At 68.3% G+C, this 17,499-nt stretch carries 9 protein-coding genes; 2 read left to right on the forward strand and 7 right to left on the reverse strand.

The annotated features are described in order from the left end of the window. Positions 1-521 precede the first annotated feature (521 nt). A complete protein-coding gene (locus KA419_17550) occupies positions 522-2,114 on the reverse strand; it encodes an alanine racemase (protein MBP7867738.1) in 1,593 nt (530 codons plus the stop codon). 4 nt (positions 2,115-2,118) lie between these two features. Further along, entirely contained in the window at positions 2,119-3,138 is a 1,020-nt protein-coding gene (locus KA419_17555; protein MBP7867739.1) for a hypothetical protein, read from the reverse strand. Between the two features lie 335 nt (positions 3,139-3,473). Here KA419_17555 and KA419_17560 point away from each other — a divergent pair, with 335 nt between their 5' ends. After that, positions 3,474-7,223 (forward strand): tetratricopeptide repeat protein, encoded by a 3,750-nt coding sequence (locus tag KA419_17560; GenBank protein ID MBP7867740.1) that lies wholly within the window; start codon positions 3,474-3,476, stop codon positions 7,221-7,223. Positions 7,224-8,121: 898 nt separating this feature from the next. On the opposite strand, the gene KA419_17565 is transcribed toward KA419_17560, so the two are convergent. Together KA419_17565 and KA419_17570 are read right to left on the reverse strand one after the other, a co-directional pair. Further along, the gene (locus tag KA419_17565; protein ID MBP7867741.1) at positions 8,122-8,562 is read right to left on the reverse strand and encodes a tetratricopeptide repeat protein; all 441 of its coding nucleotides are present in this window, start codon (positions 8,560-8,562) and stop codon (positions 8,122-8,124) included. Between the two features lie 208 nt (positions 8,563-8,770). Next, entirely contained in the window at positions 8,771-10,000 is a 1,230-nt protein-coding gene (locus KA419_17570; GenBank protein MBP7867742.1) for a VWA domain-containing protein, read from the reverse strand. Positions 10,001-10,172: 172 nt separating this feature from the next. On the opposite strand from KA419_17570, the gene KA419_17575 reads away from it, so the two are divergent. Further along, the gene (locus KA419_17575; GenBank protein ID MBP7867743.1) at positions 10,173-10,436 is read left to right on the forward strand and encodes a hypothetical protein; all 264 of its coding nucleotides are present in this window, start codon (positions 10,173-10,175) and stop codon (positions 10,434-10,436) included. A gap of 107 nt (positions 10,437-10,543) precedes the next feature. Here KA419_17575 and KA419_17580 read toward each other — a convergent pair whose 3' ends face one another. From KA419_17580 to KA419_17590, 3 genes are all read right to left on the reverse strand, one after another. Continuing rightward, positions 10,544-11,176, reverse strand: a complete 633-nt coding sequence (locus KA419_17580) for a hypothetical protein (GenBank protein MBP7867744.1) — start codon at positions 11,174-11,176, stop codon at positions 10,544-10,546. A 27-nt stretch (positions 11,177-11,203) separates the two neighbouring features. Continuing rightward, complete coding sequence (locus KA419_17585; GenBank protein MBP7867745.1) at positions 11,204-13,156, reverse strand: transketolase; 1,953 nt, start codon at positions 13,154-13,156, stop codon at positions 11,204-11,206. 391 nt (positions 13,157-13,547) lie between these two features. Further along, positions 13,548-17,435 carry a PEGA domain-containing protein gene (locus tag KA419_17590; protein ID MBP7867746.1) on the reverse strand — a complete coding sequence of 1,296 codons (3,888 nt, stop codon included), beginning with the start codon at positions 17,433-17,435 and terminating at the stop codon, positions 13,548-13,550. Positions 17,436-17,499: the final 64 nt, after the last annotated feature.

Consider the following 17,499-nt stretch of genomic DNA (forward strand, 5'->3'; position numbering starts at 1 on the left):
CACCCTGTCCACCACGCCTTTTCTTGAAAAAGCATAACCCCCTGTTAAAGAAGGGGGTTATATTTTTTTGTGCGGCGACGTGTTTCGGGGCGCCGCTTTGGATTGCACCACCGGGGGTCATCTTGCCCCACCCCGGCACAGGGGCGTGCGGCGGCCCGTCTTGACGCCATCGCCGGAAGTCCTTTTCTCTCAAAGGGACACGGAGGCACGGGGAAAGGCAATACGTCTTTGATAGAATCAACAATTCTCAGGATTCTTCTCCGTGCCTCTGTGAGATCACAATCAGGCTTTTTGTGAGATCACAATCAGGCTTTTTGCGGGAGCATCAATCTTCGACTGCACAGGGGCAGTCGGGGACGCGCGGCCAGGCCGCGGAGGTTTGGGGGGAGAATGCGGATGCTCATCCAAGTCAGTGCAGCGACGCGTGCCGCCGCACGCCATCGGTTTGATCCGCTTCATTCCGGAGCCGATGGGGTCTCCCGATTCTCCGGCCGCTTCCCGCTGCCGCCCCCAGGGGATCCTCAGCGGGAGAACACCTCTTCGTAGGTGTCCCGCTTCCGCATCACCGTCAGTTTGCCGTCGCTTTCCACCAGGACCCGGGCCGGGCGGGGGAAGGAGTTCGGGTTGGACGCGAAGAACTGGGCGTCGTAGGAGCCGGTGTCGCGGATGAGGACCACGTCGCCCCGGACCGGTTTCCGCTGGAGTGACACCTTGTACTTGGCCAGCATGTCGCCGGAGAAGCAGAGGTTTCCCCCCACGAAGGCCTCGAAGGGCTCTGGGTCCCTGCGCTCCGGGTCGCTGGCGATCTCCCAGTGGTGGACCGGGATGTAGACCAGGGCGGTCCCGAAACTGGTCACGCCCATCTCCAGGGTCAACAGGTTGTGCCCTCCCCCGACCTTCCGGACGTGGGCCACCCGGGCCAGTGTGACAGCCGAGTCCCCCACGACGCTCCGGCCGGGCTCGATCACGAAGGCGGGTTCCCCCAGGGCCTTCAGGGCGTCCACGGTGCCCGCGCTCTCCCCCCGGACCGCGACCTTGCCCCTGAGAATGGCTTCCACCATCTTTTCCTTGGGATAGGGGCTGAAGAATTTCTCGTCGTTCCAGTTCGAGGAGTTCACCCCGCCGTCGGGACCGATGTCCAGGCCTCCCGTACGGTTGTTCCACAGGAAGAGGCGGCTCGGGTCCCCCTTCCGCGCGGCGAGATAGCCTTCCCGGGTCCGCTCCATGAACCGGTCCCACTCCTCCCTGTCCACATAGGAGATGGGAAAGCCTCCGCCGATGTTGATGATCTCGCAGTTCCGCCCGGTCCCTTTCAGGAGGTGCCCCAGTTCGATCAGCTTGCCCAGGACGGCCAGGTAAGGCTCCAGGTCGGCGATCTGGGAGCCGATGTGGGTGTGGAAGCCCAGGAGGCGGACGTGGGGGTGGCTGTCCAGCGTCTGCAGGAAGGCGGGGACTTCGTCCAGGCTGGTCCCGAACTTGGTCCACTTTCCGGCGGTGAAGACGGCCTCGGCGGTGACGCGGCCCAGTTCGAACCCGCTGACCCTCAGGACGACCCGGGGGCTCTTCCCCATCCTTTTCGCCACCCCGGAGACGAGTTGGAACTCCTCGAGGCTGTCGGCCACGATCAGCATGTCCGTCCGGATGGCCTGCTCGATGAGGAAGTCCTCCTTGCAGTTGCCGTTGAGGTCGAGCTGCTTCGGGTCCGCCCCGGCCTCCAGCGCACACCGGGTCTCGAAGTAGGACGCCACGTCGATCCCGGCGCCCTCGCGGAGGACGACCCGGAAGACCGCCGGGTGGGTGCAGGCCTTCGCCGCGAAGCGGATGTGCCCCTTCGGGTAAAGCTGATGGAACACCTGTTTGAACGCCTTCACGTTCCGTTCGATGACGGGAGCGACGTAGACGTGCAGGGGGAGTTTGTACTTTTCGATCCACCACGAGAGCGCGTGATCGGCGATTAAGGTTTCCCTGCCCGGGGGTTTCACGACGTCCTCCTCCTTCTGGCCCGTATCCCGTCGAGCGGGACGGACCGGGTCGTCCGTCCCGGCCCCGAGGAGCACCGAGGCGCCCATCCCGGCGGCGCCGTACCGGATGAAGTCCCGCCGGTCGATGTTCACGTCCCTACTCGCTCACGGCCGGCGGCCGGGGCTTGGCCTCGATGGTGATGATTTCCTCCAGGAGCTGGTTGGACGTGTCCCGCTGGCCCGATTCCCGGTACGCCAGGGCGAGGAAGCGCAGGATGAAGATGTTGCCCGGCAGCTCGCGCCGAAGGGACTCGCCGACCTGGATCGCCTCGGGGTACAGTTTCAACTCGGCCAGCAGGAAGAAGTACTCCAGCACGGCCGGGTCGGCCTTCCGGCCGGCGTTCCGGGCCGCCTCGGCCGCTCGTCGGGCCTGGAGGACCTGCCCGGCCTCGTGGCGCGGGAGGACCCGGAACCGGGCGGTGAAGGAGGCCGAGGGGTCTTCCAGGCCGCTGGCGGCGGCCGGGTGAAGCCTCACGGTGTAGGCCCGGCCCGGCTCCAGTTCCGGCGCACCCAGGTGTTCGGCCGACAGGCGGTCGCCCCGGACCTCCCGGGACGCCAGCTGTTTCCCGGCCGCGTCCATCAGGGTGAGCCGGAGCGCATCCTCGGCGCTCCGCCCCGTCCACCGGAACTCCGGCCGGGGCTCCAGGGTGGCCCCGTTGGGCGGCGGGGCCAGGAAGCCCCGGTAGGGGCGGTCTCCCCGGAGCACCTCGCCGGCCACCCGTTTCGAGGTGATGCGCGGGTTTGGCGGCAGGCCCACGGCGACCTTGCCGCCTCCGGACGCCGTGACGGTCCCGGTCAGGCGCTCCACCGCCTTCTCCCTCAGCCGGGCGCTCGATTTCGGGCCGAGGGTGTACTCCCGCCCGTCGGGGAAGAACAGCAGGGTGAGCTGGCCGTCGGGCCCCGTGGAGACCACCTCGTCACGGTCCAGGAGGGCCATCGGTTCGAGTTTGCGGGCCCCGTCGCCGGCCTTCGCCGTCACAGCGCCCTCGCAGCCCACGACCAGGGCGGCGGCGGGGGGTTCGGCGGCCGACGGGAACACGGGCTGGAGCAGAAAGAACAGGAGGCCGGCGTGCAGGAGCACGGGCAGGTGACGCGTCCGGTGGGTCTGGTTGTGCATGGGATCACCCTCGAGGAAAGTGTTGATCAGCGCTGTTGACGTATCGCGCAGGCGGACTCCGTGCCGCAGGATTCAGTCTCGCTCGATACGATCGGGGCAAAGGAGCAACCCGGCCGAAAAGTACAACGGCCCAAGCGGGGTGTCAAGCCCAATATGGGTTGTTTCATGTTGCAGTTGAGCGGCCGCGTGGTGTAAGTTGCTTCGCGGGGGGCCCAGGGAATCGCGCGAGAGGAGTGCCCGGCGCCACCGGGCGACGGGCCGGCGAACCGTGCCCCTTGCCTGCCCGTCGGCCGGCGGCGGGGGCGGGATCTGAGCACAGCGGACGGGGGAATCACATGCAGATCGGCGATCGGATCGGATGGTTGGCGCTCCTGGGGGCCCTCCTGGCCGGGAACGGTGCGGTGGCCGCGGGGGAAGGACCGCGGGCGCCCCTCGTCCTGTCGTCCCTCCCCGTGGTGGACTCGGTCACAGCGGACGGCCTCGCCGCCCGGGCGGGGGTCCGGCCCGGCGACCGGGTCGTCGGTGTCAACGACCGGTCACCGGTCCCGCTGGAGGCGTTCCTGGCCTATCGCTTCGACTGGGAGAAAGGCCGGGACACGGCCCTGACCCTGAAGCGCGGAGAGGAAACCCTCCAGGCCCGGGTGCCCCAGGGCGACTGGGGGTGCGAGTTCCGGGCCGATTTTTCCGAAGAGGCTCTCCCGCGGTTCGTCAAGGCCCGTGAGGCGCTCCGGAAGAAGGAGACCCGGGAGGAAGGCCGGAAAGCCTGGGAGGCGCTGGCGGAAGAAGCCCGGCAGGACGGGTTCCCCGAGACGGCCCTCTGGCTGGGGACCGAGTTGGGGAAAGCCCATTTCTACGCCCGCCGCTGGGCGGAAGCGGAGATGGTCCTGGGGCGATGGGGACAGGAAGCGCCCGGAAAGAGCTACTGGGCTTTCATCGCCACGCTCTTCCTCGGCCGCTCCCTCCAGGGGGACGGCGACCTCGACGGCGCCGCCCGGGCCTACGCCCGGGCCGGGGACCTGTTGCCGGACGCGGGGTTCGAACCCCGCCAAGCCCTGCTGCTGACCCGGGTCTTCCAGTTCGAGTACGACCGTGGCCGGCTCCCCGAGGCCCGCCAGGCCATCGAGAAAGCCCTGGCCATCCGGCAGCGCCTGACCCCGGACAACCTCCAGATGGGCGAATGCCTGCAGAACCTCGGCATGGTCAGCTACGCCCAGGGGAACCTGGCCGAGGCGAAGGCGTTCTTCCTCAAGTCACTGGCCATCAAGGAGCGCCTCGCACCCGACAGCCGGATCCTGGCCATGAACCTCAACAACCTGGCGGCGGTGGCCTATGACCAGGGCGACCCCGCCACGGCGCGGGAGTACTTCCAGAGGGCGTTGTCCATCCAGGAACGCCTGTCGCCGGGCAGCCTCCTGGTGGCCAGTTGCCTCGACAACCTGGCCATCCTGGACACGGCCCTGGGCGACCTGACCACGGCCCGGGAACGCTTCGAAAAGTCCCTGGCCATCCGCGAGCGCGTGGCCCCGGACAGTGCCGACGTGGCCCACGCCCTCTCCAACTTCGCCGGGCTGCTGGTGGACCTGGGGGACCTTCCCCTGGCGAAGGCGTATTACCGGAAAGCCCTGGCTATCCGGGAGCGCCTGTCGCCGGACAGCCTCGACGTGGCCCACTGCCTCGCCGCCATGAGCAACGCGTACCGGAAGCAGGGCGACCTGAAGACGGCGCGGGAGTGCTGCACCCGGGCGTTGGCCATCCAGGAGCGGCTGGCCCCGAAGAGCCTGGCGGTGGCCGGCTGCCTCATCGACCTGAGCAGCGTGGCAAAGGAGCAGGGAGACCTCGCCGTCGCGAGCGCACTCCTGGCCCGGGCCCTGGCCGTCCAGGAGAGCGTGGCGCCGGACGGCCCCGCGGTGGCCGTCACGCTAGACAGCCTGGGAAACGTTGTGCGGGCACAGGGAGACCTGGCCATGGCGCGGGAGTACTACCTCAAGGCCCTGGCCATCCGGGAACGCCTGGCACCCAACGGCCTCGAGGCCGCCTACGTCCTGAACAACCTGGGCGCCCTGGCCTTCGAGCGCGGGGACCTGGCGGCCGCCCGGGAGTTCCACCTGAAGGCGCTGGCCATGAAGGAACGCCTGGTGCCCGAGACGCTGGACATGGCCGAATCCCTCAACGACCTGGCGGACCTGGCGGCCGCACAGGGGGACCCGGCCTCCGCCGGGGACCTTTATCGCAAGGCGCTGGCCCTCAAGGAACGCCACGCGCCGGACAGCCTCGACATGGCCCTCACCCTCGACGGGTTGGGGCAGGTGTTGCGGAGCCAGGGCGACCTCGGCGCCGCGCGGGAGACCCTTCACCGGGCCGTCACCCTCCAGGAGCGCCTGGCGCCGGGCAGCCGCGATCTCGCCGACAGCCTTCGGAGCCTGGCGCGGGTGGAAAGGGCCGCGGGGTCCCTTTCCCTCGCGGCCGACCTGATGGCCCGGGCCGTGGACACCCTGGAAGCCCAGCGCTCCCGGGTGGGCGGCGCCTCGGCGAAGACCGCCTTTTCCGCCGTCACCGGGGATTTCTACACGGACCTGATCGCGGCCCGCCTGGACACGAAGCAGCCCCGGCTTGCCCTGGAAACCCTCGAGCGCTCCCGGGCCCGGACCCTGCTGGAGATGGTTTCCTCGCGGTACGTCGATCTCGGGGGGGAAATCCCGGCGGCGCTTCTGGAGCGGCAGCGGGAGATGGCGGGACGGCGACGGTTCCTGTCCGAGAAACTCGGCCAGGCCGGGGCGAAGACGGACCCCCGGGAGATCGAGGCCTGGCGGGCGGAGCTGCTCATGCTCCCGCAGATGGAGGACGCCCTGGCCGAGGAGATCCGCAAGGCTTCCCCGCGCCTGGCGGCCCTGCAGTACCCGAAACCGCTGGACTATGCCGGCATGCGGGAGGCCCTGGAGCCCGGCATGCTCCTGGTGGCTTATGCCGTGGGGGAGACGGAGAGCTACCTCTTCACGCTGCGGAGACCCCGGGGGAAGGCGTCGGGCGACGAATTGCGGGTCGTCCGGCTGAAGGCGGGGCGGCAGGAACTGGCGAACCGGGTCATGGTCTACCGGGAGGCGGTGAGCCAGCCGGATACGGACATCGAGGAATGCCGGGCGGCGTCCCGGGAGCTGTTTTCCCTCCTGCTGGGGCCCGTCGCCCGGGAGGTCGCCGGCTGCGAGCGAATCCTCCTGCTGCCGGACGGCCCGCTCCACCTCCTGCCCTTCGCCGCCCTGGTCCCCGGAGCGCCCGCGGGCCGGGGGAAGGCCCGCCTGGACCCGAGCCAGCCGCTGGGCCTCCAGCGCCCCCTTTCCGTCCAGGCGTCCCTGACCGTCTACGCCGGGTTGAAACCCGGCCCCGGTCCCGTCGCGATCGGGCTGAACTGGACCGGGATCGGCGACCCGGTCTACCCGGGCACGGAAAAACCCGGTGACGTCCCGGACGAAGTGGCCCGGCTGAAGACCCGGGGCTTTCACCTGGGCCCCCTCCCCGGGACGCGGCGGGAGATCGAGGGCATCGCCCGCCTGTTCGGCGAACGGGCCCAGGTCCGCCTGGGGCCCGATGCGACGAGGGAGAGCGTCCTGAAGCTCTCCCGCTCGACCCGGCTCGTCCACTTCGCCTGCCACGGCCTGATGGACCCGGACTTCCCCATGAACTCGGCCCTGGCCCTGAGCCCGGCCCCGGCAGAGGGCCCGGGAAAGGACGAGAGCGGCAAGACCGACCTTCTCCAGGCCTGGGAGATCATCCAGGACCTTCGGCTCGACAGCGACTGCGTGGTGCTGTCCGCCTGCGAGACGGGGGTGGGGAAGGTCTTCGGGGGGGAAGGCATCCTGGGGCTGACGCGGGCGTTCCTCTACGCCGGCGCCCGGAGCGTCGTCGTGACCCTGTGGCCGATCTCGGACGAATCCACCGCCCGCTTCATGCACGCCTTCTACCGGGAGATCCTGGCCGGCGTACCCCGGGACCAGGCGCTCCGGCGCGCCCAGGCGAACCTGGCCCGGCAGCCCGGCTTCGCCCACCCCTTTCACTGGGCGGCCTTCGTCCTGGTGGGGGCCGGGAAGTAGTTAAAGCGGACGCCGACACGTGCAAGGACCGGAACATCGTCGTGAGTGGGCCAATCCCGTGCGGCGCGCAGCTCTGATGACCCCGCAAAAAGTCGCGAAAGGGAGATTTCCCGCGAATAAAACGAATGGACGCGAAATTATAACACGAATAATATCTATCAGTTTTTGATTTCAGATTTCTGATTCGCGTTCATTCGCGTGATTCGCGGGCAAAAAAGACTATTTGCGGGGGCGTCAGCTCTGACGGGGCGCCGCTTTGAACGCGCCGCGCAGGCTTCCGGAGCGGCGCGGGGCTGCGGTGCGTCCGTCTGGTGACCTTGCTCCCCGGGAGGGTGATGCGGCCCCCCTCCGACGGCGCTCCGGCGGCCTGCGCGCCTTGCTCCTGGGGCTTGTTGAAAAGCGGCGCTCCGTCAGACCTCCGCGCCGCGCTCCCCAGGACATTCCCACCGTCACTCCGGTGGCCTGCGCGCCTTGCTCCTGGGGCTTGTTGAAAAGCGGCGCTCCGTCAGACCTCCGCGCCGCGCTCCCCAGGACATTCCCACCGTCACTCCGGTGGCCTGCGCGCCGCACTCCCCACCGGTCCATTCCGATTGAACTGACGGGGTTCGGGGAGCGATCTGGGGATAGGATTCTACACAGATTGAACCCCTGGCGGGGTGAGGACACGGCGGGCACGACCTCTGCGGGGCGAGGCAACGGGGTACACGACCCTGGCGCGGTGAAGATACGAAAGGCCACGATCCGCACGGGGCAAAAGGGTGGCGGGCATGATTCAGGTTCCGGGCGCTCGCGTCGCCGCCCCCGTAACGCGGCAGGGGGGGAGCCAACGCACCCTGGCAGGGTGCGGGGAAGGCCGGGCCCGACACCCCGGCGAACACCACGGGCCCGGCCGGGGGTGCTATTTCTCGGCCCCCTTCAGCCGGTTGAAGTTTTTCTCGTAGATGCCCAATCGCGGGTCGTTCCGCTCCCGCGCCTTGAGAACGGCTTTCTCGTAACTGGCGAGAGCCTCCTCCTTCCGGTTGTCGCGCTCCAGCGCCTCACCGAGGCTGTCGTAAGCGTTCGGATCGTCGGGGAAGAGGCGGGCATTGGCCTTGAAGACATTGATGGCCTCCGCCGGGCGACGGTGCTGGAGCAGATCGTACCCGAGGCGGTTGAGCAGGGCGGGGGAGTCGAGGCCGTGGTCTTTCCGGAGCGTCTCCGCCGGCTGCGTTTCCAGTGCCCCGAGGTCGCCCGACAGGACTTTCATCTGGAGGGAGAGGGCTCTCAGCGGCATCGACCGGGTGATCTTCCGGACGACATCCGTGTACTCGGCGTTGTGGCTGATGATGGCGTCGCTCACCATAGGTATGACGTGCCCCGCCAGGCGCCCCGGCCCTGTTGGCCGAAGTCGAGGCCGGACCGTCTCACCTGCCAGTGGGCCGCTTTCCCAGCCGCTCTCGATCCAGCATCCACGAAGAGGGTTAGCTTTCCGATCCGGAGGTCCGCCCTGACCCGTTCGAAATCCGCCAGGGACGGCAGGTGGCCCCTCGCTGAAGCTCGGGGTGCAGTCAACCCCGGTAGTACCGGCGGTAGTGGAGGGCCAGGCCGGGGCGCTTCACCCGCACGCGGATCGAGCGGTATTCCCCGGGGCGGGCCTTTCCCGACGGGGAGAAGCCGAGGGTGAAGGTGCTCCGGGTGAGCCGGTCCACGGCCCGGAGCCCTTCCGCGATCGGTGCGTGGACGAAGGCGAGGCCGCCGGTGAGGTCGGAGACCCGCCGGATGCTGCCGAGAGCGGTCGCGGTGTCCACGCCCTGGCGGGTGTACCCGGAATCCATCCCGCCGGTCTGGAAGGTGTGGACGGCCACCCGGGCGGCGTTGGCCGCCAGGGCCAGCTGGTGGTCGGAGGCGGGGTGCTTGAGGAAGAGGCCGTCGGCGGAGAAGAAGAGGAGGTGCTTCGCGCCGGGCTGACGGTCCAGGATCCCCACGGCGCGGTGAAGGTTCTGCAGGTCCATGAGGGCCCGCCCGCCCCGGGCCTGCTCCGCCCGTGAGAGCCGCTTCAGGGCGGAGGACGTGGGGAAGGCGACGCCCTCCGGGAGGCGGTTGCGCATCGTCCCCGCCGCCTCGAAAATCCCGTCGATCCGCTGCTGGACGTCCGGGGCGAAGTCCCGCTCCACGATTCCCAGGAGGTCGTCGGTCCGCACCTGCATGATGGCTTCGATCTCCCGGAACGCGCGCCGGTAGCGTCCCAGGACGTCAAGGACGTCCTCGATCCGCGCGGTGAACGGGGTCATCCGGTTGTAGGCCATGAGGGCGACCCGGTCGTCGGGCCCGAGGCGATCCCGCAGGAAGACCGCCAGGTCCCCGAGGCTGTCGAAGGGGTCAACGGTGCCCATTCGGCCGATGAAAACCACGAAGGTGCGTCCCGGCCCGCCGAAGGCGGCGGGGGCCGGGGACGCCGGGACGGGGGGCGCCGCCCCGCCGGCCGGATCGCCGGGAAAGCCGGGGGCGAAATACTCCAGGGGCCGGGGCTCCCCGTTCTCGAAGACCTCGAAGTCGTCGGCGCTCAGGGGCGGGAGGGGCCCGTCGCCCCGGACCGTGACCAGGACGTCCACGGGCACCAGTTCCACGCGGCTGACGATGACCGGCGCTTCCGCCGGCGGGCGGGTGAAAGCCGCCGCGGCCAAGGAGGCCCAGGCGACACCCAGGAGGGCCCACCGCGCGGGCCGTTTCCTGGCCCGGGCGGGAAGCGGCCCCCCCCGTTTGGAACCGGCCCCGGCCACCGTGACGCCGCGCTTCATGTTCGACCCTCCTCGTTTCCGAAAACCGACGACCGCGCCAGCCTGCCCCCGATCTCCGGCCAAGGGTGAAACAAGGGGCGCGCAACCCTATCCCGACCTTTTCCCGGCATTTTGTTTGCGCGCTTGACGGGCGGGGGGGCTTGGTTTATCATGAAGCCATCAGGGGTGACCGATGGAACGGAACGTGGAAATCCTGATCCAGGAACTCAACCAGATGCTCAACAAGATCGTCCGGGAGAACCGGGAACTCAAGGGCGTCATCCGGGCCATCCACGCCATGGGCTACAACGTGCAGATCTCCTTCACCTGCGCGGGCAACGAGAAGGGCACGGTGACCTGCACGGGCCGGGACGAGCCCGAGGACAAGTCCCAGCTCAACCTCTCGCGAGAGGACTACATGTTCCTCAAGTCGATCCGCATCACCTCGGACGATTAACCACGAACCACACGTAATACACGAACAACCCATCCCGGCCCGCGTCGCGCTGATCCAGTCCCGGACAAGCCGGTAAACGAGTCCGTTTCGACGTGGATCGGACCGGCTTACTTCACCACCGTCGCGGGGCAGGTGCCGGACGGGATGGAATAGGGCCCGATGGGCTTCCCGTCCTTGACCCCGTAGATGGTGCTGGCCAGCGAATCCCCGTAAAGTTCGAGCTTCTTCAGGTCGTCCGCCGAGGAGATCTCGAGCTGGATCTTCGCTACGGAGATCAGCCCCGTGGGGGACTGGGCGCCGGTCTGGACGGCGGTGAACTTCACGAGCCCTTCCTTGTTGGCCTTCTCGAGGTTGGTGAAGATGGGCTTCCCGTTGAATTCGGACGTGGTCCCTCCCTGGATGTCCACCAGGCGGGTGGTCTTGGGGTCGAAACGAAGCCCCAGAACGTAGGCGCCCAGCACGCAGGGTTTCTGCCCGCTCCCTTCGAGGATGACCCGGGTTTTCGACAGGTCGATGCAGGCGTCCAGGGTGACGGTGGTGCCGGTCGGCCCCGGCGTGGTGAGCGTCAGCTCGGCGCTCCCGACCAGCCCCGGCACGGGCCGGGGCGGGGGCGTCACCGTCGACGGCGTGTCGGCGGGGGCGGTGCCCGGGGGGTTGGCGGGGGGAGTGCCCTGTGCCGCCAGCGTGCCGATGCCCAGCCAAAGGACGCCCAGGATGATTGCCACGTTTTTCCGGCTCATAAAGCCCTCCATGCGTTTTGATTTCGATCAGTCCGCCCGTCCGCAAAGCGTGCGGACGGCGTCGGCCACGGCCGTTTCGTCCATCCCCTGCAGGCGCATCACCGCATCGGGGACGCCCGACGCGGCGTAGTCCCTCACCCCCAGCATGATCACCCGGGCGTGACGGCCGGTCTCCAGGAGACGGCGGGCGACGGCGGCGCCGAGGCCGGTGTGGACGTTGTGGTCCTCCACCGTCACCAGGCGCCCGATGGATTGGATGCACGAGAGGGCGCCCTCGTCGATGGCCAGGGGGCAGGAGACGTTGAGCACCGTGACCCGGAGCCCCTCGGCGGCCAGCATTTCGGCGGCCTTCAGCGCACAGGGGACGGTGCTCCCCATGGCGGCCACGACGGCGTCGGGGCCGTTCCGGAGCAGGTCGGTCCGCCCGTACTCGAAGACATAGTCCCCCCCGAAGAAGGGTTCCCCTTCGGCGTCGACAACGGGGTTCAGCTTGGATCGCCCCATCCCGATGAAGACGTTCCCCGGCTGGAGGGCCGCCCAGCGGACGACCCGGTCGGTCTGGTTCGGGTCGGCGGGGACCACCACCTTGAAGTGGAACAGGTTGGCGAGCGCCCCCACGTAGTCGATGCACTGGTGGGTCTTGCCGTCCTCCCCGACGTCCAGCCCGACGTGGGTGCAGACCACCTTGAGGTTCGCCTCGTTGATGTCGTTGAGGCGCTGCTGGTTGTAGGTCTCGTCCACGCCGAAGACCCCGAAGTCGGACCAGAAGACCTGCACGTCCTGGCAGGAGAGGGCCCCCGCGGCGGCGGCGGCGTGGTGCTCCATGATCCCGGTCTGGAAGAACCGATCCGGCGTCGCCTGGGCGAAACCGGCGGTCTTCACGCTCACCGCCAGGTCGCAGTCGAAGAGGGCGAGCGGGGTGGCGCCCTCCCGCCCGGCGTTCGCCTTCGCGATGTCTTCCAGGGCCCGGCCCCAGGCGCTCCGGTTGTCGGTGGGCTTGTCCGGGGTGTAGACCACGGGGGTCCCCGTCTCCAGCACCGGGCGGAACGCCGGGAGCTGCGCCCCGGCGAGGTGCGTCGTTCCCCGTGCCCGGCGCTCGCGGTAACGGTCGAGGTCGCCGGGTTGGCCCAGGATCGCCAGGGCCTGGCGGCACGGGTCCTCGGAGAGGGCCTGGCCGTGCCATTTCTCGTCGTTTTCCATGAAGGGCACGCCCTTGCCCATGACCGTCTCGGCCACGATGGCGGTGCAGTGTTCCCCGTCGCGGACCGCTCCCCGGATCGCCGCGTAGAGGGCCTGCAGGTCGTGCCCGTCCACGCGGACGACGTTCCACCCGTCGCTCCGGAAGTTCTCCTCCACGTTCTGGGGCATGACGCTCTCGGTCTTGCCGCTGATCTGGAGGTGGTTGCGGTCCACCAGGCAGGTCAGGTTCGACAGGCCGTACTTGGCGGCGAAGCGCCGCGCCTCGGAGATCTGCCCCTTTTGCTGCTCCCCGTCCCCCATCACCACGAAGACGTGAAAGGGGACCCCGTGAATCCGGGAGGCCAGCGCCATCCCGCAGCCCGCCGACAGCCCCTGCCCGAGGTTGCCAGTGCTCCACTCCACGCCGGGGACACAGCGTTCCACGTGGCCCTCCCAGGGGCTGTCCGCCTGGCGGAAGTGGGCGACAGCATCGTCGACGTCGAAGAACCCGAGGTTCCCCAGCACGGAGTACACGCCGGGGGAGGTGTGCCCGTGGCTCACCACGATCCGGTCGCGGTCGGGGCGGTGCGGGTCGGCGGGGTCGACGTTGGCCAGGGCCCAGAGAAGCAGGTACATCTCCATGGAGGACATGGACCCGCCGGGGTGGCCGGAGGACGCCAGGGTGGTCATGCGGAGAACGTCCGCCCGGGCCTTCCTCCCCAGTGCCTGGAGGGCCTCGACGGCCTCGGGCGGGAGGAGTTCCGGCTCGAACCGGCGGTAGGGGGCGAATGAGAAGCTCATGGTGGTGAATCTCCCGGCAAGATGAAAAAAACAGTATACCCGTTTGCCCGCAATTGTCAACGGCGCTTGACACGGCGGTCACCAACCCGATGGCGGCGCCCCCGCTTTGACGGCCCCGAAAAAAGACCGGACCTATCGGCCACAAAGAGCGCAAAGACACGCAAAGAAGGTCCGAACTCATAGATTATAGTGTATTTAAAAGACCTGTCATTTTTTGCGTTCGATGCGGCAGAATTGACTTTTGGCGGTGCTGTCAGGGTTGTGTGACCGCTTGCTGACGCACGCGGCTCTGACTGAAACGGGCTCGATGGTCAGTGCCCGCGCCGCCCCTCGCCCCAAAGAAAACGGGCGGGCCGACGGCCCGCCCGGAACCGCGTCAATGAGGGGGGCCTCACTTCAGCTTCAGGTACTCCAGGAGGGTGGACTGGATCTGGCCGATGCTCCCGGACTTGATCTTGAAGTCGTAACCCTTCCCCCCCACCTTGAAGGAGAACTTGTCGCCGCTGAACTCCAGGGCGCTCATGCTCTTCAGGGCGAAGGTGTAGTTGTGTTTCTTGTCGTTGGCGGTGAAGCGGAAATTTTCCGGGGTGAAGATGACGACCCCCTCGCAGCCGCCGAACATGTGCTTGTGTTCGGCGTTGAAGGTCTGGGCGCACAGGGCCTTGAACTTCTTGCGGGTCTCGCACTCGGCGACGAGCCGGTTGAGCTCGGCGGGGGTGAAGTTCGACCCGGGAACGCCGCCCAGCTGGGCCGCTTTCTGGAGGTACTGGGCGGCGCTGTCGTAGTTCTGCTCGCGGTAGTAGATCATGCCCAGGTTCAGGACGGCCACCACGTGGTCCGGCTTCATCGCCACGGTCTTCTTGAAGAACTCGATGGCCTTCCCGGCGTTCTTCAGTTCGAGGTAGGAGTCTCCCAGCATGAAGCAGGCCTCCACGTTCCGTGGGTCGCCCTGGTGAACCTGGGACAGGCACTCCACCGCCCTGGCGTAGTTCTTCTGCCGGTAAGCCTCGGCCCCGTCGGCCACCAGCTTCCGGAACCGCTCCTGGGACTGACGGCGCTGCTCCTCCGCTTCCGCTTCGGCCTGGCGGCGCGCCGTCTCCTCGATCTGCTGCTGGATGAACCCGAGTCGTCCGTCCACCCACCCCTTCTCGGCGGGGAACGCGGCCCCGTAAGCCTGAAGGAGCCCCCGCGCCTGGTCCCAGTTCTTGGCGTCCAGGACGCGGTTGATCTGGGCCTTCACCTGGGCCTGGATCTTGGGGATCTTGTTGGCGGCGGCCTTGTTCCGGGCATCCAGCTCGAGGATCTGGCGGCAGTAGGTGATGGCGTTCTCCCCCGCCGGGGTCACGAGGCGGCCCTCGCCGATGGCGGCGTCACACTTTTTCAGGAGGTCCCGGATCATGGCCATCTTCTTCTGGTACTCGGGACCGAGCTTGTCCTTGATCTTCTGGTACTCGGACTGGATGGCGGGGTCCGCGGGCTCGATCTGCAGCAGGAGCGAGTAGATCCGCTCCGCCTCGGGAAAGTTGCTGGACGCCACGGCCCGTGCACCTTCCTCCTTCCCCCTGGCCACCAGGTCGGCCTTGCCGGCGGCCAGTTCGGGGTCGGCGGGGTTCACCATCAGGATCTGGTTGAAGTAGTCCGCGGCGCTGGTCCCCTCGGGCTTGAAGTACTGCTGGCCCTCCAGGGCGATCTTGTACATTTTCTTCAGCTCGGCGAGCCGGTTGGCCGAGTCGTCGAAGACCGGCTGCGGTGTGGTCGACAGCGGGACCAGCTTGACCGGCGGGATCTGCAGGGTGACCCCCGCCTGGATCTCGATCTTCATCTCGTTGTCCTGGTACCCCTCGAGGGCCACTTTCACGGTGTGAGACCCCGGCTTGACGCTCTGGTCGAGGGGGGTCAGCCCGATCTGGTTGCCGTCGAGGTAGACCTTGGCGCCCTTGGGAACGGAGTCCAGGACCAGTTTCCCCGAGCCCCCGAAGAACTTCTGGTACAGGAACCACCCGCCCACCGCCAGGCCCGCGAGAACGAGCAGGATCACGACCCACAGGATCCACTTGCGGGACTTCCGGGGCACTTCCGCGGGCGGGTAAGGGCCGCCCTCGGGGGCCGGGTAGGATGCCGGGGGCTCCGGCGGGGGGTACGGGCGGGGTTCCGGGTGCGGGTAGGGAGCGTAGGGCGGCTGAGCTTCGGCCGGGACCCCCTGGGGGGCCGGCGGCGGCGTGTACACCGGCGGGGCGGGAGCAGCCGGGGGCGCCGGGGTCGCATACGGCTGCGGGGGATGGTACTCTCCCGGTTTCGGGTGGGGGGTCGGCCGGACGTCAGGGAACGGCGTCAGGGGGCGCGGAGGCTCCGGCGGCGGGGAGATCCGCCCCGTCTGGGGCGGGGCGGCCGGCGGGGGCGGGGCCTCGGCGTAGGCCGGTTGCTCCAGGAGGGTGGGCTCGGCCTCGGGTTTCTTCGCTGGCGGCGGGACTTCCTGCTGCCAGTCCAGGGCGGTGACCTCCTCCGCGAGCAGCGTCTTGTCGCGAGGAACGGTTTTCTCCTCCGGTTCCGGCTTCGCCTCCGGCATGAAGGAACGCGATGAAGCGGCCGCGATTTCCGCCATCGACGGCCACTCGTCCAGGAGAAGGGTCTTCTCCACCCGGCGCCCCTCGGCCGGGGCCGGGGGTTCGACCGTCTCCCCGCCCTCCGGGGCGGGTTCCTCGGGCGCCTCCTCGAATTCCTCCCACTCCAGCCCGCCGCCCGGTTCCGGTTCCTCGGGGAACTCCGGTTGGGGCGGCACGATGGGGGTCAGCGACAACTCGGGCTCGGCCGGCGCTTCCGTCGCGAAGGGCGCCACAGGGGGCGGGAGGGGAGCCGGTGCCGGTTCGGGGGCCGGCGGGGGCGCCGGCTGGGCTGCCGGAATCACCACCGTCGGGGGTTCCGGAGCCGGCGGCGGGGCGGGCGTTTCCGGAACCGGCAGGGGCTCGGGGGCCGGCGGCGCCGGTTCCGGGATCAGCGGCAGCATCGGCTCGGGCGGCACTTCGGGTCTTGCCGGGGCCTTCTGGGGGAGGATATCGTCCAGGTGGACCTCCACCGCAGGCGTTGCGGCGGGCTCCGGGGGCCCGCCCCGCTCCTCCGCGGCCTTCTCTGCACGCAGGTGAAGCTGCTCCAGTTCCTCACGAGAGATCATGAAGGTCTGGGAAAGGGGCATCATCTTCCGCCGGACGTTGGATACGGCGGAGATCTCCTCGGAACTGTACTCCGCGTCCGGGACCTCGGCGTCGTCCGGTTCCCGCATGATGGGGACGAACGGCTGGGGCCCGGCCTTCTTGACCCGCGATTCCCGGATCTTCCGGAGCGCACTCTTGGCTTCCCGGATCGAGGCGAGACGCCCGGTCTTCTCCTTGTCCAGGCATTCGGTGAGGAGATCGTCCCACCGGGGGTCCAGGCTCTTGCAATCCGGGAGGTTCTTCAGCGGGAGGGCTTCCACGGAAATGTGGGCCTCCATCATGGCCTCCGCCGTCGGCGCCTCGAACAGCAGGGCCCCCGACAGGATCTGGTAAAGGATGGCGCCGAACGCGTAGATGTCGTCCTGGTCGTCCACGGCGAGGGACCCGGCGCACAACCCGGGGGACAGGTAGGCCACCGCCTCGGCGCTCAGGGCGCTTTCGTCCTCCGTCTGGCGGTAGCGGGCCAGTTGGTCCAGGTAGACTAGCCGGCTGACGCCGAAATTCCGGACCTGGACGAACTCCTGCCCGGAGCTTTCCCGGTAGATCAGGATGTCGTCCGGCGTCAGGTGGCCGTGCTCGGACATCTTCTCGTGGACGTGCTGGAGAGCGTCCGACACCTGGATGAACAGCCCGAGGACCCGCTCCTCGTCGAAGGAGGCCCGTTCCCGGAGCAGTTCCCTCAGGGACACGCCCTCGATGTTTTCCGACACGATGAACACCCGGCCGTCGTCGGTGACGCCCTCCTCGAAGACCCGGCCGATGTTGGCGTGCTGCAGGCCGGTGTTCTTCCGGACAACCTCCCCGATTTTCTCCTTCATGGAGGCCACGGGCTCGTGCGTGGGGTGAAAGACTTCGATCAGCACGTTCCGGCCGAGGGGTTTCTGCACCGCGCGGTAGGTGTCGCCGAACAACCCTTCGAAGGCCTTTTCGGCGACCTCGTACTGGTTGAGCAGTGTGCGGCCGATGTAGGGATCGGCCCCGGTGCCCGATTTCTGCAGCGGGGAGCCGTCCTCCGGGCAGAAGTGGTACTCGTCGCCATATTCGTGCCGACAGGTGTTGCAGATCTTCATGACTAAACCCCAAGGAATGTTTTGCGCAAATCAGGCTTCATTATAGAATAATTTTCGGGGAAAT

It is taken from the genome of Acidobacteriota bacterium (genome assembly GCA_018001935.1).
Lineage (GTDB): Bacteria > Acidobacteriota > JAAYUB01 > JAAYUB01 > JAAYUB01 > JAGNHB01.

Bases quoted from the DNA above. Each gene is read 5' to 3' on its own strand.
- KA419_17560 (MBP7867740.1), top strand. From the start codon at position 3,474: ATGCAGATCGGCGATCGGATCGGATGGTTGGCGCTCCTGGGGGCCCTC.
- KA419_17555 (MBP7867739.1), bottom strand. From the start codon at position 3,138: ATGCACAACCAGACCCACCGGACGCGTCACCTGCCCGTGCTCCTGCAC.
- KA419_17590 (MBP7867746.1), bottom strand. From the start codon at position 17,435: ATGAAGATCTGCAACACCTGTCGGCACGAATATGGCGACGAGTACCAC.
- KA419_17575 (MBP7867743.1), top strand. From the start codon at position 10,173: ATGGAACGGAACGTGGAAATCCTGATCCAGGAACTCAACCAGATGCTC.
- KA419_17570 (MBP7867742.1), bottom strand. From the start codon at position 10,000: ATGAAGCGCGGCGTCACGGTGGCCGGGGCCGGTTCCAAACGGGGGGGG.
- KA419_17585 (MBP7867745.1), bottom strand. From the start codon at position 13,156: ATGAGCTTCTCATTCGCCCCCTACCGCCGGTTCGAGCCGGAACTCCTC.
- KA419_17580 (MBP7867744.1), bottom strand. From the start codon at position 11,176: ATGAGCCGGAAAAACGTGGCAATCATCCTGGGCGTCCTTTGGCTGGGC.